The sequence below is a fragment of the Bacteroides sp. AR29 genome, assembly GCF_900217715.1.
Lineage (GTDB): Bacteria > Bacteroidota > Bacteroidia > Bacteroidales > Bacteroidaceae > Bacteroides > Bacteroides uniformis.
On the sequence record NZ_OBMS01000017.1, the window covers coordinates 75,217 to 96,892 of the forward strand.

Consider the following 21,676-nt stretch of genomic DNA (forward strand, 5'->3'; position numbering starts at 1 on the left):
TAGGGATTAAGGATTAAATGGGATGAAAAGGACAATACTGGCACCGGGGCATGAATTGCTTTCGTATCGGATTCATGAAGTAACCCCTTACATCAACTGGATTTATTTCTTCCATGCCTGGGGCTTCCAGCCTCGCTTTGCGGCTATTGCCAACATCCATGGCTGCGATTCCTGCCGTGCACTTTGGCTGACGACCTTTCCCGAGGAGGAACGTACCAAAGCTTCCGAAGCCATGCAGCTCTTCAAGGAAGCCAATAGAATGCTCGACCGACTGGACGAAACAATCTCCATCCATTGCATCTTCAGGCTTTGCCAGGCAAATGCAGACGGAGATAACCTCTTGATAGAAGGAACAACCTTCCCTCTGCTCCGACAGCAGACACCACAACCCGATGGCGGTCCATTTCTCTGTCTGAGTGATTTTGTACGTCCCCTCTCTTCAGGCACGCCCGACATCGTAGGGCTTTTCGCCTCTACCATCAGTGAAGAGGCCGAAGAGACTTACAAGAACGACCCTTACAAACATCTCCTTGTACAAACCTTGAACGACCGCCTCGCCGAAGCCGCCACAGAAAAGATGCACGAATATGTCCGCAAGGAGGCTTGGGGCTATGCCCCCGACGAATCCTTGTCCATTCCGGATTTGCTGGTCGAGAAGTACCAAGGCATCCGCCCCGCTGTGGGATACCCCTCCCTACCCGACCAATCCGTGAATTTCCTGCTGGACGAACTGCTCGGCATGAAACAGATAGGCATCACGCTGACTGAACATGGAGCCATGCATCCTCACTCCTCCGTCTGCGGCATGATGCTGGCACATCCCGCATCCCGATACTTTGCAGTGGGCAAGATTGGAGAGGACCAGCTGGAAGATTACGCCCGCCGCCGAGGAATGCCAATAGGGAATATGCGGAAGTTTCTGGCAGGAAATTTAGAAAGCGTATCATAATGCTGATAATTCGGTACATTGAAAAAGGAGTTACACAGACGACACAGATTAAACAGATTTTCACTGATAATTTTGTTCATCATGAATTTCTCATCTGTGGTCATCTGTTTAATCTGTGTCACCTATGTGCCATAAAAAATAATCCTTTTGAACTGTGATTTATCGCCCCTTTCCGCGACTAACAGTGCAAAGCAACTCGAAAGAAGCAAAAAGATGGAAAATGCAGAACAAGAGTTTGTATCCGTGGTACGAGAGTATGAGCGCGTGATATATAAGGTGTGCTATCTGTACACCACGCCCAACGCTACCCTCAACGACTTGTATCAGGAAGTGGTACTCAACTTATGGAAAGCATTTCCCAAGTTCCGGCGGGAGTGCAAGATTTCAACATGGATTTACCGCATCGCACTGAACACGTGCATCAGCTTTATCCGCAAAGAAAAGAACATCCCCGAAATCGTTACCCTCAACCAAGAAGCCGACCGGACTGAAGAAACCGACGAGACACAAGCCATGCTACGGCAACTCTACCGGATGATAAACCGGCTGGGACAATTGGAAAAATCCATCATCCTGCTCTATCTGGAAGAGAAAAGCTACGAAGAAATTGCCGAAATCACCGGGCTGACTTTGACAAACGTTGCCACCAAGCTCAGCCGCATCAAAGACAAATTGAAAAGAATGAATAAGGAGGAATAGATATATGGAACTGGATGAACTGAAGAAATCATGGAACGCACTGAATGAACAGTTGCAGAAAGAACCGATTGCTGATGAACAGCAGATTACAGAACTGATTGCCGGCTACAAGGCAAATACCCGCAAAAGTCTGGGACGCCTCGTAGTCATACAACGCTTCTCTATCGGAATAGGAACGATATGTCTGGCTACCCTTCTTCTTATATGGCTGCTACTGCCCACCTTCGGTTTCAACGAACAACTACAAGAAAAGATTGTTCCCTTTTTAGGATTCATTGCCATCAGCATTCTCGCAGGCATGTGGTGGGACTGGAAAACATACCGTTGGAATAAGAATACACATATTGAAGAAATGAGTGTTGCCGAAGTCAGCCGCCGTATGACCACTTTCCGCCAATGGACCAAATATGAGGTGATGGGCATCTCCATCTGGATTATCCTTTTCAATATCCTCAATTATTGGGTGATGGAATATCATCTGATGTCCGTTGGCGTGCAAGCCATACTGATTACCCTCTTTGTAGTATTTGATGCGTTGATTATCTATATTCTCTACAAAAAAGTGATTTACAAACATCTGGACAATATTAAAAAGAACATTGAAGAATTGAAAGATATATGCACCGAGTAACTCTTGTTTTCATCCTTTTCCTTCTCATCCCCGACCTTTACATTTACTTGGTTTATGTAGTAAGAAAAACCAGAAAGGCAGTCCTTCACTGCCTTTATTGGCTTCCCACCTTGCTATTAGCGGCAGGCTATGTTTACTTCATGTTCCTCACGGGCGACAATGCGATGTCAAACCATACGCAGGCCATAGGCAGACTGGCAATTACCATCATGCTATTTGTCTTTCCAAAAACCATATTCATGCTTTGCTCGCTGGTGGGAGTACTGGCACACTTCATCATCCGTCGTTGTCCCCGCAGCCCGTTCACCGCTATAGGACTGGTTTTGGCTGTCGTCAGCTTCTTCAATATCCTTTACGGTACCCTGGCAGGCATCACCCGTTTCGATACAAAAGAAGTGGAATACCGTTCTGCAAATATTCCGGAAGGTTTCGACGGCTACCGCATCGTGCAAATATCGGACATACACATCGGCAGTTGGCAAGGCAATCCGGACCCCATCAAACAGCTGGTCGATTTAGTCAACGGACAGAAGCCGGACCTGATTGTCTTCACCGGTGACCTCGTGAACCAGCAGAGCCATGAACTGGATGGTTTCCAAGAAATACTCTCCCAACTATACGCACCGGACGGAGTATACTCCATCCTCGGCAACCATGACTATGGCTCATACTATCACTGGCAAAGCCCGAAAGCAGAAATCGCCAATCTGGACTATTTAATCCGGCAGCAGAAAGCAATGGGATGGAAACTGCTGAACAATGAGCATGACATCCTTCATCACAAAGGTGACAGCATAGCCCTCATCGGTGTGGAAAACGACGGGGAGCCTCCTTTCTCCCAATTTGCAGACTTGCCACAAGCCATGCAGGGCACGGAGGGAATGTTCCAAATATTGCTCAGCCATAACCCTACCCACTGGAGGCGCGAGGTACTGCCCCGATCGGATATTTCACTGATGCTTGCAGGACACACCCACGCCATGCAAGGCATCTTGTTCGGGCACTCCCTTGCCGAACTTATCTATCCGGAATGGAGAGGAATGTACTACGAAGGCAAGAGGGCTTTGTACGTAAATATTGGCATCGGCTATGTAGGACTGCCGTTCCGGTTCGGGGCATGGCCGGAAATTACAGTACTAAAATTAGTAAGAGAGAAAGAGTGACGAAATAAGAAAAAGGTATATCTTTGTAGCAATAAAAAATCCGACACCTATGAAGATACTTTATATTATTTATCAGGTTTGCTTTGCGTTGCCCATTTTATTGGTACTGACTATCCTTACAGCATTGGTCACCATCATCGGTTCGCTGATAGGAGGAGCGCATATCTGGGGTTACTATCCCGGTAAAATCTGGTCACAGCTCATCTGCTATATACTGCTTATTCCGGTGGAGGTACATGGAAGGGAGAAAATACATAAACGTACTTCCTACGTGTTTGTGCCCAATCACCAAGGTGCCTTCGACATATTCCTGATATACGGATTCCTGGGACGGAACTTCAAATGGATGATGAAGAAGAGCCTGCGCAAAATCCCGTTTGTCGGCAAAGCATGCGAGAGCGCAGGACATATCTTCGTCGACCGTTCCAGCCCCAAGAAGGTGCTTGCCACCATGCGGCAGGCAGAATCATCTTTGAAAGACGGCGTGTCACTGGTAGTATTTCCCGAAGGGGCACGTACCTTCACGGGACACATGGGGTACTTCAAGAGAGGTGCTTTCCAGTTGGCAGATGAACTGCAACTGGAAGTGGTGCCCGTCACTATAGACGGCTCGTTCGAGATTCTTCCACGCACCGGAAAGTGGATACACCGCCACCGGATGATACTGACCATCCATGAACCTATTCCTCCCAAAGGGAAAGGGGCAGAAAACATCAAGGCAAGCATGAACGAGGCTTATGCGGCGGTGGAGAGTGCATTGCCGGAAAAGTATAAAGGGATGGTGAAGAACGAAGACCAGGACAGATAAAGACATAATGACAAACGGGAATGCCTGAATATCTTGATAGGATATTCAGGCATTCCCGTTTGTCATTATCAACTCATTCCTGTTTATTTCTGTCCTCCTACAGAAGCATTTTGCTTCATGCGTTTCTGCTCTTCAATCAGCTGCATGTTCTCCTTCGCCTTTGTAAGGAAATCCTTCACCAAAGTATTCTCTTTAAAAGACAAGGGAGCAGTTCTCATGATGTCCTCAATCTGCGGAGTCATCACCGGATAGGGCAGTGTGCTGCACATCATCATGAATACACTGGGGCCCAGCACATTCTCAAAGTTATCTACAATGAACTGCCGGACGTAGTCGTTCATCTCCTTCACAAGTGCTTCGCCTTCCTTTGCCAACTGCCCATGCACGTCATCCAGATTGGCACCGTCCAGCACCATACGCGCCTCTTTCCGTTCCAGCTCCTCTATCTTCACTTCCAGGGAATTGCGCTTGTCTATGAACTCGTACAGTTTGTCATTCAAAGGAGTCCCTTTGGCAATCAACTGAGTATTGGAGATGGAAACCACGATTTTGCCGTCTTCCAGCACCAAAGGCATAATGCCCTCGTGGTCCATATAAAGAGTCACCATCATCACGGAATCGGCCCGGCCTTTCATCTTGAAATGCCCATGGATAACCTCTGCCGAGTCGACGTTCACCCATTGCCCGTCCCGAAGCGTCTTGAGGAACAACATCTTTCCGTCAAGGCTGGTTACCGAGGAACTGCCCTCTATCTTATACTTGCGGTTGCAAGAAGTAAAGAGCACAAGCAGGAGCAAAAAGGGTAAAATGCGGTTCACACTCATTCTAATCATGCAAGAAACGATTTTTGAATTACACCCAGCAAAGGTATTAATATTCCTTATAAACCGAATAGAAAGAAAGGATTTTTCATTCGGTTTACGTATTTTTGCACAATTATAAATCATAAAAATAGAGAAAATATACATGTCAACCTATGCACCTTTTGCCAAACCGCTCTATGTAATGCTGAAACCGGTAGGTGCGGTATGCAATCTGGCATGCGATTATTGCTATTATCTGGAGAAATCCAAACTATATAGAGACAACCCCAAGCATGTGATGAGCGAGGAACTGCTGGAAAAGTTCATCGAGGAGTACATCAACTCGCAGACCATGCCCCAGGTTCTGTTCACCTGGCATGGCGGAGAGACGCTGATGCGTCCGCTCTCTTTCTACAAACGTGCCATGGAGCTGCAAAAGAAATATGCCAACGGACGCACCATAGACAACTGCATACAGACCAACGGCACGTTGCTGACCGATGAATGGTGCCGGTTTTTCAAAGAAAACAACTGGCTGGTGGGTGTCTCCATAGACGGGCCTCAGGAGTTCCATGACGAATACCGGAAGAACAAGCAGGGCAAGCCCTCTTTCGTCAAGGTGATGCAGGGCATCAACCTGCTGAAAAAGCACGGTGTGGAATGGAACGGAATGGCAGTGGTCAATGACTACAACGCCGACTATCCGCTGGACTTCTATAATTTCTTCAAGGAGATAGGATGCCATTACATCCAGTTTGCCCCCATCGTGGAGCGCATTGCCCCTCATGGGGACGGACGCCATCTTGCCTCCCTGGCAGACAAGGAAAAGAGCACGCAGCTGGCAGACTTTTCCGTCACGCCGGAACAATGGGGAGACTTCCTATGCGCCTTGTTCGACGAATGGGTAAAGCAGGACGTGGGTACTTACTACATACAGTTATTCGACTCTACCCTTGCCAACTGGATAGGCGAACAACCGGGTGTATGTTCCATGGCAAAGACTTGCGGCCATGCAGGCGTCATGGAGTTCAACGGAGACGTATATGCGTGCGACCATTTTGTTTTCCCCGAATATAAACTGGGCAACATCCATCAGAATACACTGGTGGAGATGATGTACGGAGAACGGCAACAAGCCTTCGGACTGATGAAGCAACAATCTCTCCCCACCCAATGCAGGGAGTGCGAATGGCTGTTTGCCTGCAACGGCGAATGTCCAAAGAACCGTTTTGCACGTACAGCCGACGGAGAGCCGGGACTGAATTACCTTTGTGCAGGATATCATAAGTTCTTCAGTCACGCAGCCCCATACATGGACTTTATGAAGAACGAACTGATGAACCGGCGTCCGCCTGCAAACATTATGGAAGCAATAAGAAACAATGCCATAAAGCCATAAGCCCACAAGCGATGACAATGAAATTCAAAGACATTACTTAATAATTGATTATATGAAGATTACATTTAAGAAAGGTTTGCTTGCGGCCATTGCCGCACTGACAGTCTGCTCTGCGCGTGCAGACGAAGGAATGTGGTTGTTGCAACTGATGAAGCAGCAGAACTCCATCGACATGATGAAAAAGCAAGGACTGAAGCTGGAGGCTGACGACCTTTATAATCCCAACGGCGTGTCACTGAAAGATGCTGTAGGTATCTTTGGCGGTGGCTGTACCGGCGAAATCATCTCTCCGGAAGGACTGATTCTGACCAATCACCATTGCGGATACGGTGCCATACAGCAGCACAGCAGCGTGGAACACGATTATCTGACAGATGGTTTCTGGGCCATGAACCGCAGTGAAGAACTGCCCACCCCGGGATTGAAATTCCGTTTCGTGCACCGCATTGTAGACATCACCGACCTTGTCAACGCTAAAATAAAGGCAGGCGAAGTGACGGAAATCGATGCACTGACTTCCCCGTTCCTCAACAAACTGGCAAAAGAGGAACTGGAGAAGAGCGATTTGAAGGGTAAACCGGGCATTGAAGTGCGCGCACTCCCCTTCTATGCAGGAAACAAATTCTATATGTTCTATTATAAGGTATACAGCGACGTGCGTATGGTTGCCGCTCCTCCCTCCTCGGTAGGTAAGTTTGGCGGTGAGACCGACAACTGGATGTGGCCGCGCCACACGGGCGACTTCTCCATGTTCCGTATCTATGCCGATGCCAACGGAGAGCCGGCTGAATACAGTGAAAGCAACGTACCCCTGAAAACCCCGAAGTTCCTGCCCATCTCCATCAAAGGTCTGAACGAAGGTGACTACGCCATGATTATGGGCTTCCCCGGCAGCACAGAACGTTACCTCACCCAGAGCGAAGTGAAGCAACGCATGAACGCCGTGAATCAGGCAATGATTGATATGCGCGGCGTACGCCTCGAAGTGCTGCGCAAGTATATGGATGCCAGTGACAAGACCCGCATCCAGTATGCCAGCAAGTTTGCCGGAAGCAGTAACTACTGGAAGAACTCCATCGGTATGAACAAGGCAATCATCGACAATGACGTGTTGGGCGCCAAAGCCGAAATCGAGAAAAAGTATGCCGCCTTTGCCCAAGGAAAACCCGAATACGAGGGTGTGGTAGAGAAAATTGATGCCATCATCGAGAAAAGCACCCCCACGCTGCGCCAGCTCTACTATACCAACGAAGCATTGCGCGGTGCTATCGAATTCGGCAGTACCTACCTTATCATGGATAACATAAAGAAAGCGCTCGAAGAGAAGAACGACTCATTGCTGCAAGCTTCGAAGAAGCAGTTGGAAAATGCATACGATGGTATCCACAATAAAGACTACGACCACGAAGTGGACCGCGCCGTAGCCAAAGCCATCCTGCCCGCCCTTGCCAAGGCACTGAACGCCGACGAGCTGCCCTCCTTCTACCAAACCATCAACGGAGAGTTCAAGGGCGACTACAACACATACGTAGACAACATTTACGACAACTCCATCCTCTCCAACCGCAAGAACCTGGATAAATTCCTGGCAAAGCCCACCGTGAAAGCCATCGAGAAAGACCCTGCTACGGCTTACTCGCGCTCCAAGAACGAAAAGCTGCAGGAACTCGGAAAGCAATACATGGAACTGGAAAGCGGAATGGAACTGCTCCACAAGGCCTACATCCGTGGCTTGGGTGAAATGAAACAGCCCGTCCCCTCCTATCCGGATGCCAACTTCACCATGCGTCTGACCTATGGTAATGTAAAATCATACAGCCCACGCGATGCCGTACACTACGACTACTATACCACTACCGACGGTATCCTTGAAAAAGAGAATCCCGAAGACCGTGAATTCGTGGTACCCGCCAAGCTGAAAGAACTGATTCAAAAGAAAGACTTCGGACGCTACGCCATGGCAGACGGCACCATGCCGGTTTGCTTCCTCACGACGAACGACATCACCGGCGGTAACTCCGGCAGCCCCGTCATCAATGGCGAAGGACAGCTCATCGGTACTGCTTTCGACGGCAACTGGGAATCTCTGAGCGGTGACATCAACTTCAACAATGACCTGCAGCGTTGCATTGCACTGGATATACGCTACGTGCTCTTCATCCTCGACAAACTGGGCAATTGCAGTCATCTGATAAAAGAAATGAACATTATAGAATAAATTAAAGCCTCTGAGAGATTACCTCCCATACTGAATGGCATTCAGTCGTATAGTGAATGCCATTCAGTCGTATACTTAACCCTATTCAGTCGTATACTGAATAGCCCCCCTCTCAGATGCTCTTCTAACGCACATCACCATGAAAAGGATCCTATTATCATTATTCATTACATCTTCTGTCCTTGCCGCACACGCCGACGAAGGTATGTGGATGCTCACCGACCTGCAAAAGCAGAACGAAGTAGCCATGACGGAACTCGGACTGCTCATCCCCGCCAACCAAATCTACAATCCCGACGGCATTGCCCTAAAGGATGCCGTGGTGCATTTCGGCGGTGGCTGTACCGGCGAAGTCATCTCTGCCGAAGGCCTGGTACTGACCAACCACCACTGCGGCTATGGCGCCATACAACAACACAGCTCGGTGGAACACGACTACCTGACCGACGGTTTCTGGGCTATGTCCCGCGAAGAGGAGCTTCCCTGCAAGGGACTCACCGTCACCTACATCGACCGGATACTGGACGTGACAGACTACGTAAACGAACAACTGAAAACCGACGACGACCCGAACGGCACCAATTATCTGTCTCCCAAATACCTGAAAACAGTAGCCGACCGCTTCGCCAAGTCCGAAGGCATCGCCCTGACACCCGGCCGCAAACTGGAACTGAAAGCCTTCTACGGTGGAAACAGATACTATCTGTTCGTAAAGACCACCTATAGCGACATCCGCATGGTAGGCGCTCCCCCCTCCTCCATCGGCAAGTTCGGTGCAGACACCGACAACTGGATGTGGCCCCGCCACACGGGAGATTTCTCCATGTTCCGCATTTATGCCGACAAAGACGGGAAACCCGCCGCTTACAGCAAAGACAACGTTCCCCTAAAAGTGAAGAAACATCTCACCATCAGCCTTGACGGCTATCGCAAGGGCGACTTTACCTTCGTCATGGGATTCCCCGGACGCAACTGGCGCTACATGATTTCCGACGAGGTGGAAGAGCGTATGCAAACCACCAACTTCATGCGCCACCACGTGCGCGATGTCCGCCAGAAAGCTCTGATGAAACAAATGTTGCAAGACGATGCCGTACGCATCCACTATGCCAGCAAGTATGCATCTTCTGCCAACTACTGGAAAAATGCCATCGGTATGAACGAAGGTCTCGTCCGTCTGAAAGTATTGGACACTAAACGTGCACAGCAAGAGGCACTCCTGGCACGCGGACGCTCGCTGAACGACAATAGCTATCAGCAAGCATTCGACCAGATACGCGCCATCGTAAAGCAACGCCGTCCAGCCCTCTACCACCAGCAAGCCATTCAGGAAGCACTGGTGACGGGACTCGATTTCATGCGTATCCCCAGCACCGCAGGACTGGTATCTGCCTTGAAGAACAAGGACAAAAAACAGATTGCAGCAGCTAAAGACAGCCTTCAGAAGGCAGCCGACCGCTACTTTGCCTCTGTCCCCTTCCCCGAAGTGGAACGTATTGTTGGCAAGGAAATGCTGAAAATCTACATGAAGTATATCCCTGCCGAACAACGCATCGGTATTTTCCAAATCATAGACAAGCGTTTCAAAGGCAACAGCGACGCTTTCATCGACGCCTGCTTTGAACATTCCATCTTCGGCAACAAGGAGAACTTTGCCAAGTTCATCCTCAAGCCCAGCCTCTACAAGATTAATACAGACTGGATGGTCTTGCTGAAATATTCCATCACGGACGGCCTGCTTCAGACCTCCATTGCCATGATGGATGCCAATAAAAACTACAATGCCGCCCACAAGGTATGGGTAAAGGGCATGATGGACATGAAACTTGCCAATGGTCAGCCCATCTATCCGGATGCCAACTCCACCTTGCGCCTGACCTACGGTCAAGTACTCCCCTACGCTCCGGCAGACGGTGTGAAATATGATTACTACACCACTCTGAAAGGAGCTATGGAAAAGGAAGATCCCGACAATTGGGAGTTTGTAGTCCCCACCAAACTGAAACAGCTGTATCAAGCAAAGGATTTCGGACGTTATGCCATGCCGAACGGCGAAATGCCCATCTGCTTCATTGTCAACACAGACAATACCGGTGGAAACTCCGGCAGCCCAGTGTTCAATGCCAAAGGAGAACTGATAGGTACCGGCTTTGACCGCAATTACGAAGGTCTGACTGGCGACATTGCCTTCCGTCCGTCCTCCCAACGAGCAGCATGTGTAGACATCCGCTACACCTTGTTCATCATCGACAAATACGCGGGAGCTTCGCATCTCATTGAAGAGATGACGATTAAATAATGATTTAGCGAACAAATCCTCCTCCTATTTTGTTATCATTACAAATAAATAAAAACAGAAAGGAAAAAATTATGGAAAAGTTTGAAGAATTGATACAATCAGAAAAGCCCGTTTTAGTTGATTTCTTTGCAACCTGGTGTGGCCCGTGCAAGGCCATGCATCCGGTACTGGAGGAACTCAAAAACGAAATAGGAGATGCTGCCCGTATCGCCAAAATAGATGTAGACCAGCACGAAGAGCTTGCTGCCCGCTACCGCATACAAGCAGTACCGACATTTATCGTATTTAAGAAAGGTGAAGCCGTATGGCGCCATTCGGGTGTCATCAGCGGTAAGGATTTGAAAGCCGTTATAGAACAAAACTCTTAACAAGAAGAAATGAAGAAGATTATAGCAATGGTTGCCCTCGTGTTTTCTTGCATGCTGGCCTATGCTCAAACAAACGGAGAAGTTATCGTCATGAACAAAGCCATGTTCATCAAGGATGTGTTCGACTATGAGAAATCCCAGGACTGGAAATACAAGGGAAACAAGCCTGCCATCATAGACTTATATGCCGACTGGTGCGGACCTTGCCGCATGGTGGCTCCCATTATGAAGGAACTGGCCAAAGAGTATGCCGATAAAATCGTTGTCTACAAAGTCAATGTGGATAAGGAAAAGGAACTGGCAGCGTTGTTCAATGCAACAAGCATCCCTCTTTTTGTATTCATCCCTATGAATGGAGAGCCTCAGCTCTTCCGCGGAGCAGCCGATAAGGCTACCTACAAAAAGGCGATTGATGACTTTTTACTAAAAACAGAATAGTTCATAATAGAAAGAAAAACTCCTGACTACCTTTACAAAAAGGCAAGTCAGGAGTTTTTGTATCCTATTCACTCAAAACACGATAGGCATCTCTTTCCATTCTCCTCCGTGTAGTTCCATCACCGATTCATATCCAGCTTTCCTCAAGGCACGCAAAGCTTCGGGACGTCCGTTGTTTATCCGTTCCGGATAGTGTGAATCACTGTTCACCTGCACACGTACACCCAAATCATGCAGGTAGGAGAAATACCGCTCATTGGGATAGAAAGTGCCCAAGTCATGATAGGCTTTGGTATTGACCTCTACCTGATAGCCGCGACGGGCAATATCTGCGAAATACGCCCTAACCAGCTCATCATACCAAGGCTCGTCCAGCAATCCCGGGCGATAGCATGCTGCATTGTAGTGCATCTTATCGGCATGGCCCACAATATCAAAACCACCCAGCTCGAGCATCCTCGTCAACCTACCATAATAGAGACGGACCACATGCTCCAAGTCACCGCAGAAATGTCCGTCTACAATGGTCTTAAAGGTATCCGCAGGTACATCTACATCCACCACTTCCCCTTTGTCATTGTAGAGAAGATGTACAGAACCAATACGGTAGTCCAACGGCAACTCCCTGAAACGGGCGATGGACGGATTACTCGCTTCATTCAGATAATCAATCTCCAGACCGATATACAGTTCGATACGTCCGGCATACTTCTCCTTCAGACGATGGAATTCAGATAGATAGCCGTCCATGATATCCCACTCCATAGTCCATGCCGTAGAAAAAGGCAATGGAGCATGCGATGAAAAGCCATAAGATGTAAAACCTTCACTCAATGCAAAACGCACAAAGTCCTCCATGCCGGCACGCCCGTCACAATAAAGGCTATGGCTATGATAATTCGTCAGATTTCCCACTTTCTCAGTTCTAATTTTTAATTCTTAATTTTCAATTTCGAACTTCAGTTCGATTTTATCTCACTCAGCTCCAGCCAGCGCAATGTTTTTTCGTCAATCAAGTCCGACAATTCCGGCAAACGTTTCGACTTCTCCGTCAGTTCGTCCACAGACAAAGTACCGCTGCACAAAGCCTCTTCAATTGCATTCTTTTCGGTTTCCAGGTCAGCTATCTCCTGCTCCAATTGTTCAAACTCGCGTTTTTCCTTAAAAGACATGCGCCGCTTTTCGTTCAGACGCACCTTCGCCGTCTTGTCCTCCTGAGCCTTGGCGGCTTCTTTCTCTTTCTCCTTTTCCTGATGGACTTTCGCATCTTTCCAGTCGCGATATTGTGTATAGTTGCCGGGAAAGTCGCGGATGTCCCCTTGTCCGTTGAACACTAACAGATGGTCTACCACTTTGTCCATGAAATAACGGTCGTGGCTCACCACAATCACGCATCCTTTGAAATTCTGCAAATACTCTTCCAGCACATTCAGCGTCACAATATCGAGGTCATTGGTCGGCTCATCCAGCACCAGGAAGTTGGGATTGCGCATCAGGACCGTACACAGATAGAGGCGGCGGCGTTCTCCCCCACTCAGCTTGTAGACATAGCTGTGCTGTGTCTCGGGAGTAAACAGGAAATGTTGCAGGAATTGCGATGCCGTCAGCTTCTTGCCGTTGCCCAGTTCTATGACTTCGGCAATGTCCTGCACTACATCAATCACTTTCATCTGCTCGTCAAACTGCAAGCCGTCCTGCGAGTAGTAACCGAAGCGGACCGTCTCGCCAATGTCCAGCGTACCGCTGTCTGCCTGCTCCAACCCCATCAGTATCTTGATGAAGGTCGACTTGCCCGTACCGTTATTCCCTACGATACCCATCTTTTCGTAACGGGAGAAGATGTAGGAGAAATCATCCAGAATCTTCAAGTCACCAAAGGATTTGTACAGATGGTCTGCCTCGAATATCTTACTGCCTATATAAGAAGCCTTAACGTCCAGCTTTACATTGTCGTTGTTGAAACGCTGCTTAGCCACCTTCTCCAACTCGTAAAAGGCATCCTCCCGATAGCGTGCCTTGTGCCCGCGGGCTTGCGGCATGCGGCGCATCCATTCCAGCTCTGTGCGGTAGAGGTTATTGGCACGTTCTATCTCCACAGTCTTGGCCTCGATACGCTCTTGGCGCTTCTCCAGATAATAACTGTAATTGCCTTTATACTGATAAATCTGCCGGTTGTCTATCTCTACGATTTCGGAGCATACCCGGTCGAGGAAATAACGGTCGTGCGTCACCATCAGCAAGCTGAGGTTGTTCCGGCGGAGATATTCCTCCAGCCACTCCGTCATATCGAGGTCGAGGTGGTTGGTAGGCTCGTCCAGTATCAGCAAATCGGGTTCAGTGATAAGGGTATTGGCAAGTGCCACACGCTTCAACTGCCCGCCGGACAGATGTTTTACGTGCTGACTGAAATCACGTATTTTAAGTTGAGACAGAATCTGTTTCGCCTTCTGCTCGTACTCCCAAGCTTTTTCATGGTCCATACGCACCAGAATTTCGTCCAAGCCGGGATGCCCCTCCGTTTCCATGCAACGTTCATATTCCTTGATTAACTCGACAGTACTGTTGCCATGATGGAAGCACGCTTCGAGCACGGTCAGCTCTTCGGGATATTGCGGGTCTTGTTCCAGATAACCCACACGCAAATCACGACGGAAGGAAATGGTGCCATTGTCATACCCTTCCTTGCCGGAAAGGATATTGAGCAATGTCGTCTTGCCACTGCCGTTCTTGGCTATCAACCCGACACGCTGTCCCTCGGACAAGCCCAAAGAAATATTTTCGAATAGTACCAAGTCACCGAACGACTTGGTCAAGTTTTCCACCTGAAGAATTGAATTTACTGCTGCCAATGCTTTAATAGTTGAAAAATGAAAATTGAAAATTGAAAGTTGAAAATCACAGTACCGAGATGACCGGACCTTAGAACAAGGAGCTGTATATCTCCAGCAGATTCACTTTACCTCCTGCCTTTACTTTGCTCCAAACCAGCTTCATGGGGTCTATCCATTCACCGGTAGACGTGTTCAGCAATATGGGCGCTTCCCGGTTTCCGTCCACCAAGGTACGCCATTCCATACCGTCCACTTCATTGGCGAAAATAACACAAAGCACAATGCCAAAAGCCAGCCACGCATCTTTCTTTTTAGGGCTGATGTTGCTTTCTTCCATCATCTGCTGCATCTTGGCAATGTCTTCCTCGGCTCCCTGGAAATCCTTCTTCAACAATTCCTTTATAGTAGTATCCACCCACTCGTATGCTTCATTAATCTGGTAGATTTCCGAAAGGCGCACCGGAATTATCTCCGCTGGATACTTCACTCCATCCTTCCGCGTTTCCAGCGAAGCGATAATCTTCTCCGCTTCTGCAACTGGCTCTCCTTTCTTCACCGTAAACGAACATTCAAAGGCAACTTCATCCGCGCCCGTTATCCATAAATGGGAAGTATAGTACGCACCTTCTTCCTCGAACATTTCCTTACTATATGCACATTCCATCCGGCCTATCCTAACCGGAATGGCAGAGGAGTTTTCCCGTAACTCTTGCTTCACGGAGTCCTTGCCATATGTAGCATTCCCTTTGAAAGCCGAAATGCGAAAATTACCGGTCCACTCATTGGGGTTATAAAAAAGGAAAGAGCCTTCCCCGTCCTCGAATTCATTCCAGTCTGCCGGATAAGTCATGGAGAACCATGCCCCCGGAGAGATAAATTTCTTGCTTTGTTCCATATATAGACTAATCTTTGCAAAGACAGTTCCTACCATCTCAGCTATTTCTCGCAAAGATAGTACAAACCGAATGCAAAATAAAATGAACTTGTCCATTTTTTATGCTGAGGTGCAGCCTATCTTCGGTTTTAGGGCAAAAGTAACATATTACCGCCGTTGATATGCAAACAAACGAAACAAAAAAACAGCCGATTCTCACGAACCGGCTGTTCCAATCATCATCTATGAATGAAGACCATTAGAGCCTTCAATATCTTAACTATATCTTAAAATCCACATTTTGGGCGTAAAGATAATGAATTTGTATCACAAAATAAAATGCAATGAAAAATTAGTTTTGGGCACTGTCCCACCATACGGGTAAAGTCCATACGTCCTCGGCAGCATTCCAAAGTGCAATTGAAGTATCAGCTCCCGGAACAGTGGCACCGATAGCTTGCAGATTGGCCGTATTGTAGTTGAGCTCATGACTGCATTGCTGCCAACGACGGAACTGTTTACCCTGCGGAATATTCTTTTGGGCAGTAGCATCAACGCCATAGCGTGCAGGAATACCCCAGCCTAAGAAAAGCTCCGGATTAAAATCGTAGCGACGCATATCGTTCCAAATTTCCATGGAAAAATGCAATGCCAAACGCTTTTGAGTAAGAATCTTGCCCAAAGTAATATTCTCTTCAGTGCCGATACCATTGTTCAAATAGTTGTCAATGTCGGTTTGCGTCATAGGAGAGAATGAAGGACATGCTTCCAAATTGGCATCTTCACGGCACCACACTTTCAATTTATCGTTCATACCGTCGATACTGGCTGCAATACCTTTCTTATAAGCATTAAAAGCCGCTCCTTTATTACCTTGGTTAAAGAGTACTTCAGCACGTATGAAACAAGCTTCGGCATAGGTTCCAATATAGGTGGGAGAAGACACGCGAGTATAGAAAGTTCCCGATTCGCGAGAGGCATCAGTACCATCGCGACGATAAAGTAAATCAGGACGTCCTTGATAAGCTTTACACTGACTGGTACACTCTACATAAATAGTGTCCCCCTTACGGGTAGAAGATTCACTGTCAATCCACCAACCTTTGGCTGCCGAGAAGTTCGAGCGCAACGGTCCGCCGGTAAGGCTGGGACTATCATTGCCAATCATGTCTACACCCATAGAACGACGCCAACCGTTTTTGAACTTCACCTCTGCGGGTGAATTACTTGATTGCTTCGAATATGCCCAAGGTAAAATCTTATCGGCACGCGGATCTTCTATTCCACTTCCGGCAAAATTTGTCAGATTATCGTAAAGCATCTTGGTAGGCATATAGCCGGCATTCATGCCACATACAGAAAAGAGCGGTGAATAATCAACCGGTTCGTCCCATCCCAATACATCATGCGAATTATTGGCATCAATATGATTGAATACGGTATTGTCGGCATTGCTTTGCTGAGCCTTGTCAAGACAAGCCAAGATTTCTGCGGCATCGTATTTCCCTTCAAGATAACTGCCTTCACCCTTTTTAATAAGCTTGTTAATGTAACGTGCTTTAAGTAAATATGCCAATTTAAGCCACTTGTCTACACTACCACCATTCCAAATATCGCCTACAGCCAACGAAGCTGTCGCAGACCCTTGCTCTTTTTGAAACATCTCGATAGCGGTGTCAAGATCGGCCAAACAGCCCAAATAGATTGTTTTTCCGTCATTATAGGTAGGAGTAACACCGGCTTCAGCCTCACTCGACTTGTAAGGCATTTCTCCATAAAGGTCTGTCATAAGCATAAAACCATAGGCACGAATTACGCGAGCTGCACCCACATAATGCCAAGCCTCGGCTGCCGTAGCCTTGTCAATCAAAAATGGAATATTTACAGCAGCTCCACAGAACCACCATTGGTAGGGAGTGGTAACGGCACCGGTCTGAGGACTCCAATAAGACATGCTCCAATAAGTACCGCCGTCATAATAGCGTGTCCAATCGCCCATAGACATACTGGAACGCCAAGCAGCAAACTGAGTGGCACTGTTGGTATAAAATTCAATATGTGCCAATCGTGAATCATAGGTCGCATTTCCGGCTGTGGGATTTTCGGGATCGACATTTACATCGAGCCAGTCACTACACCCCGAGAACAAAGTCATAAGGGCACCCACACTACATAATATCATAGATTTGAATAATTTCATATTGCTTCTGTTTTTTAAGAGTTAGAAAGTAAGATTCAAGCCAAATGACATGGTAGAAGTGGCAGGTACACCGCAGTAGTCAAATCCTACTGATGATGAGCCACCTACACCCGCACCAGCGGCAGCCACTTCAGGATCACCGTCGTAATTGGTGATGAGCAATAGATTGGTAGCAGCTACCGATACCGAAGCACGCTTTACAAATCCAATCTTGGAAAGCCACGTTTTAGGAAACTCATAGCTCAATGAAACAGAACGCAAACGCAAAGAGTTGACATCGGTAATATAGTTGGCTGACTCCTTAGAATAATAGTTCTGATAGTAATCCTTAATGATGTTGTAACCACTCATTTGTACTCCATTAAAAGTATAGGTTTTATCGGCCTCCCAAGTATTGGTCACTGGGTCACCATTGGCATTGACACCCGTTACAGTGAGAGAACGATTGCGTACATCGGCAGAGAACTGGCTCACACCGCTGTTATCCATAGCATATTGAGTACCGTTGACCACATCGCCACCTACACGGAATTCCCATAGCATATTGAAAGTAAAATTCTTCCAAGTAAGGGTGTTGTTCAATCCACCGGTAAACGATGACTCACGATTACCTACTGCTACAAGGGTTTTGTCATAAGTAGGCATACCGTTTTTGTCGAGTATCACCTCACCGGCGTCATTACGTTTCCATTTGGTACCGGCAATACCCATAAAATCTCCACCGCTGAACGAGGCTGCCTGCATACCGGCATATTGCACATCGGTAACATACATCACGCCCATACCTTCGGGAAGCCCGTCCAAAGTACCACGATTACCTGCCATGTTCAAGCCAATGTCCCATGTCCAGTCCTTAGTCTGTATGGGAGTTCCCGAAATAGAGAGTTCCATACCTTTGTTATACACATTGCCCGCATTGATACTCCAAAAGATGTAACCGGTAGATTGCGGACCGCGAGGAGCAAGAATCTGATTATATGAATCGTTGGTATAGTAAGCATAGTCTATGTGCAGGCGGTTTTTGAAGAAACTCAATTCCACGCCTATTTCGGTAGACTTGGTCATTTCCGGTTTCAGTTTGTCATTACCGCGTGTCCAAGTATTTCCCACACCTACCGTACCGTCAAGATAGGTACCCGTAGGCCATAAGGCAGTTTCCAATTCGTACACACCGGTATCTTTACCTACCTTGGCCCACGATGCACGCAATTTACCAAAGTTGAGCACACTGTCATCCAGCCAACCGAGTCGCTGCAAGGCTTCAGTAAATACGAATGAACCGCTTACCGAAGGATAGAAGTACGAACGGTTTTCAAGAGGAAGAGTAGAAGTCCAGTCATTACGACCGCTCACAGTGAGATAGAGCATATTTTTCCATGATGCACGGAATTCTCCAAAAGCTCCTACCAAACGTTTCTTAGTAGCTGCATGTGTGAATTGCTTATTGTCTTTACTGGCATTGGCGTATGAGAAGAAATCAGGAACGGAAAAGTTCCAAGCCATCATCGAGCTACGGTCTGTCTTGGTTTCGTCCATTGTGGCACCCAACAAAAGATTCAAATCGAAATCACCGAACTTATGGCTCATGTTCGACATAAAGTCATGGCTCATATAGCGGAACTGCTGGGTGTTGTCACTCATCATACCTTTTTGCCACACTTGTTTAAGCACGCCATTGGCAGCCAAACGGTTGGAAGCAGTTTGGGTATAACGGTCAATACCTATTTTATAAGAAACAAACCACCATTTGGCAATATCGGCTTTTATACTGAGCATCCCATTGAAACGGTCGATGTCGTCATACATGTGGTTACGATTGACAATCCAATAGGGGTTGTCGCGTTCGTCCCATGGATCAAGACGATCGCCAAACAAACGATAACGGGTACCATCCTCGTTCTGATAGTGGGTCATTCGGTCGAAAGGAGACCAGTTGTACACACCATAAAGAGCACCATTACCACTCGAATTATAAAGCCCGGCACCCGTCAAAGTACGGTCCGTATGAGCATCGCTATATGCGGCACTGGCGTTAAAGGTGAAAATCCCCACCTTCTGCTCACCATTGAAACGGAAAGCATATTTCTTGTATCCGGTCTCGGGCACAACACCTACCTGATCATAGTAAGACCCTGAAAGATAGAATTTACTATTCTTGGTACCCCCAGCTACGCTGGCACTTTCATCGAAAATGTTTCCGCCTTGAAAGAAATCACCTATGTTATCATAAGTAGCTGCGTTCGACTTCTCTCCCCACGAAGTATAAGCAAAGTCATTAAACACAGTACCAGTATAGTTCTTCTTTGAATCATATTGGTCTTCCATATATCCACGGGCATATTGGCGTTGCGTTTGCGGCAGGCTCTTTACCCATGAAGCAGTAAACTTAGAATTGATATTCACTTCAACCACGCCCTCTTTACCTTTCTTGGTAGTGATAAGAATAACTCCGTTGGCTGCACGTGAACCGTATAAAGCGGCAGCTGCAGGGCCTTTGAGCACCGACATACTTTCTATATCTTCGGGATTTATATCCATCAAACGATTGGAAGTAGTAGAGGCAGAACGCATAGAACCATCGAAAGCCGAATTGCCCACCACTGATGAAGAGTTATCAAAAATAACACCATCCACCACAAAGAGCGGCTGATTGTCTTTGCCTTCAGCACCCGACGTTCCTCCACGCAATATAATCTGAGCGCCCGCACCAGCGGCACCGGATGACTGAGTAACATTCACACCGGCCACTTTCCCCGAAAGGGATGAAATAGGATTGGCAGTTTTCATCTTCATCAATTCATCCGACTTCACATCCTCCATTGAATATCCCAAAGCTTTGCGCTCTTTCTTGATACCCATTGCCGTCACAACCACTTCGTCCAGCGCTTGCGAGTCATCTTGTAAACTCACAGTATAAGTAGTGGCGTTCGTCACCTTCAATGTCACTGTTTTGTACCCAATGAAAGATACCTCCAATGTGCTACCCACCGGCGCCTCTACAGAAAAATTTCCATCAATATCCGTCACAGCGCCGGTACCAGAACCTTTTACTAACACGCTGGCGCCGATGATGGGTTCGCCTGCCGCATCTAAAACTTTACCTGTGATTTTCTTGGCTTGCTGAGTACTTTGGGAACTTAGCACACTTTCAACAGCTGCATTAGCAGCAAAAGGTGCAGACACCCCAAACAATGCAAGCAACACTAATGATAAGCAATAATTTCTTTTCATAAGCTCTATTATTTGGATTTGTTTGCAAACATATGAATTAATTTAGAAATTCTATCATCAATCGAATTAAAAATTACTAAATAAATATTAAAACATTTGCATTTATATTTTTGCAAAGTTTTAAATATCTATTTAGTAATTATTCAAAGCATTAACTCTTAATCATATTAATGCCGTACTTGTATATAATATATCTCAATGATGCGAAAAAACAAAAAACACATCACATTTATCATTTATATATAGCGATGTTTTGAACTATTTGATTTACGCATTAAAGCATATTCATAAATCTTTTTATATAAAAAGAACTTGATTACGTGGGGATATTGGTATGGATAAGGATTCTAAAAAGCAAATTAGTTAAAATGATTCATAAGTTCATCAAAAAATAGTGTTAGACTATTAACAATAATAAATTCCATCATTAGTGTCCCGTTAAAATGGGACGAGTTAAACAATTAATCAAATAGCCCCGGAATAAGGGGATTATTTAGATCTTTGACATCATTGAAATTAGTCTTATCGAACAGGTCACGCAAGTGGGTTTTGTCAGTCAATGATATGCTGAGAATTTGCAAAACTTCATAGGTTGAGCGTTTCAACTTCATATCATGTTGGACAATAGCCACAAGGCAGTATGTGATAATAGCCACACTGATTTGTATGCGAACAGCGTTCTCTGTTGTGCCCCAAAATTTCTTTATCTTGAGATGCTGCTTGAGCCATTTGAAGAACAGCTCGATTAACCATCTTTTCTTATAA

Annotated in this window: 17 protein-coding genes; 10 read left to right on the forward strand and 7 right to left on the reverse strand. The window is 46.9% G+C overall.

Going from position 1 to position 21,676, the window contains the following annotated elements:
• The first annotated feature begins 22 nt into the window (after positions 1 to 22).
• From CSD97_RS12065 to CSD97_RS12085, 5 genes are all read left to right on the forward strand, one after another.
• Positions 23 to 949: a vitamin B12 dependent-methionine synthase activation domain-containing protein gene (locus CSD97_RS12065; protein ID WP_061412042.1), complete on the forward strand. Its 927-nt coding sequence runs from the start codon at positions 23 to 25 to the stop codon at positions 947 to 949.
• Positions 950 to 1,162: 213 nt separating this feature from the next.
• Positions 1,163 to 1,648 carry a sigma-70 family RNA polymerase sigma factor gene (locus CSD97_RS12070; RefSeq protein WP_057088092.1) on the forward strand — a complete coding sequence of 162 codons (486 nt, stop codon included), beginning with the start codon at positions 1,163 to 1,165 and terminating at the stop codon, positions 1,646 to 1,648.
• A 4-nt stretch (positions 1,649 to 1,652) separates the two neighbouring features.
• Complete coding sequence (locus CSD97_RS12075; RefSeq protein WP_005836003.1) at positions 1,653 to 2,279, forward strand: hypothetical protein; 627 nt, start codon at positions 1,653 to 1,655, stop codon at positions 2,277 to 2,279.
• The gene (locus tag CSD97_RS12080) at positions 2,267 to 3,442 is read left to right on the forward strand and encodes a metallophosphoesterase (protein WP_022402079.1); all 1,176 of its coding nucleotides are present in this window, start codon (positions 2,267 to 2,269) and stop codon (positions 3,440 to 3,442) included. The genes CSD97_RS12075 and CSD97_RS12080 overlap by 13 nt, the downstream gene beginning before the upstream one ends.
• A 49-nt stretch (positions 3,443 to 3,491) precedes the next feature.
• Positions 3,492 to 4,250 (forward strand): lysophospholipid acyltransferase family protein, encoded by a 759-nt coding sequence (locus CSD97_RS12085; RefSeq protein WP_005826706.1) that lies wholly within the window; start codon positions 3,492 to 3,494, stop codon positions 4,248 to 4,250.
• Positions 4,251 to 4,333: 83 nt separating this feature from the next.
• Here CSD97_RS12085 and CSD97_RS12090 read toward each other — a convergent pair whose 3' ends face one another.
• Positions 4,334 to 5,083 (reverse strand): DUF4369 domain-containing protein, encoded by a 750-nt coding sequence (locus tag CSD97_RS12090; RefSeq protein WP_008663699.1) that lies wholly within the window; start codon positions 5,081 to 5,083, stop codon positions 4,334 to 4,336.
• 133 nt (positions 5,084 to 5,216) lie between these two features.
• Here CSD97_RS12090 and CSD97_RS12095 point away from each other — a divergent pair, with 133 nt between their 5' ends.
• The 5 genes from CSD97_RS12095 (at position 5,217) to CSD97_RS12115 (ending at position 11,775) form a co-directional block, all read left to right on the forward strand.
• A complete protein-coding gene (locus CSD97_RS12095; protein WP_005826708.1) occupies positions 5,217 to 6,452 on the forward strand; it encodes an anaerobic sulfatase-maturation protein in 1,236 nt (411 codons plus the stop codon).
• Positions 6,453 to 6,504: 52 nt separating this feature from the next.
• Positions 6,505 to 8,670 (forward strand): S46 family peptidase, encoded by a 2,166-nt coding sequence (locus CSD97_RS12100; RefSeq protein WP_005826709.1) that lies wholly within the window; start codon positions 6,505 to 6,507, stop codon positions 8,668 to 8,670.
• Positions 8,671 to 8,809: 139 nt separating this feature from the next.
• Positions 8,810 to 10,969: a S46 family peptidase gene (locus CSD97_RS12105; RefSeq protein ID WP_098032450.1), complete on the forward strand. Its 2,160-nt coding sequence runs from the start codon at positions 8,810 to 8,812 to the stop codon at positions 10,967 to 10,969.
• 71 nt (positions 10,970 to 11,040) lie between these two features.
• The gene (gene trxA / locus CSD97_RS12110; protein WP_005826711.1) at positions 11,041 to 11,337 is read left to right on the forward strand and encodes a thioredoxin; all 297 of its coding nucleotides are present in this window, start codon (positions 11,041 to 11,043) and stop codon (positions 11,335 to 11,337) included.
• Between the two features lie 9 nt (positions 11,338 to 11,346).
• Entirely contained in the window at positions 11,347 to 11,775 is a 429-nt protein-coding gene (locus tag CSD97_RS12115) for a thioredoxin domain-containing protein (protein ID WP_005826712.1), read from the forward strand.
• Positions 11,776 to 11,847: 72 nt separating this feature from the next.
• Here CSD97_RS12115 and CSD97_RS12120 read toward each other — a convergent pair whose 3' ends face one another.
• The 6 genes from CSD97_RS12120 to CSD97_RS12145 form a co-directional block, all read right to left on the reverse strand.
• The gene (locus tag CSD97_RS12120) at positions 11,848 to 12,690 is read right to left on the reverse strand and encodes a histidinol-phosphatase (RefSeq protein WP_098032451.1); all 843 of its coding nucleotides are present in this window, start codon (positions 12,688 to 12,690) and stop codon (positions 11,848 to 11,850) included.
• A 44-nt stretch (positions 12,691 to 12,734) separates the two neighbouring features.
• Positions 12,735 to 14,624 carry an ABC-F family ATP-binding cassette domain-containing protein gene (locus CSD97_RS12125; RefSeq protein ID WP_098032452.1) on the reverse strand — a complete coding sequence of 630 codons (1,890 nt, stop codon included), beginning with the start codon at positions 14,622 to 14,624 and terminating at the stop codon, positions 12,735 to 12,737.
• A gap of 70 nt (positions 14,625 to 14,694) precedes the next feature.
• Complete coding sequence (locus CSD97_RS12130; RefSeq protein WP_034528663.1) at positions 14,695 to 15,501, reverse strand: DUF3805 domain-containing protein; 807 nt, start codon at positions 15,499 to 15,501, stop codon at positions 14,695 to 14,697.
• A 331-nt stretch (positions 15,502 to 15,832) separates the two neighbouring features.
• Positions 15,833 to 17,680: a SusD/RagB family nutrient-binding outer membrane lipoprotein gene (locus CSD97_RS12135; protein WP_005826719.1), complete on the reverse strand. Its 1,848-nt coding sequence runs from the start codon at positions 17,678 to 17,680 to the stop codon at positions 15,833 to 15,835.
• A gap of 21 nt (positions 17,681 to 17,701) precedes the next feature.
• Positions 17,702 to 20,911, reverse strand: a complete 3,210-nt coding sequence (locus tag CSD97_RS12140) for a SusC/RagA family TonB-linked outer membrane protein (RefSeq protein WP_005826721.1) — start codon at positions 20,909 to 20,911, stop codon at positions 17,702 to 17,704.
• A gap of 461 nt (positions 20,912 to 21,372) precedes the next feature.
• The coding region (locus CSD97_RS12145; protein WP_143272421.1) for a transposase at positions 21,373 to 21,676 on the reverse strand (304 nt) is incomplete at its 5' end.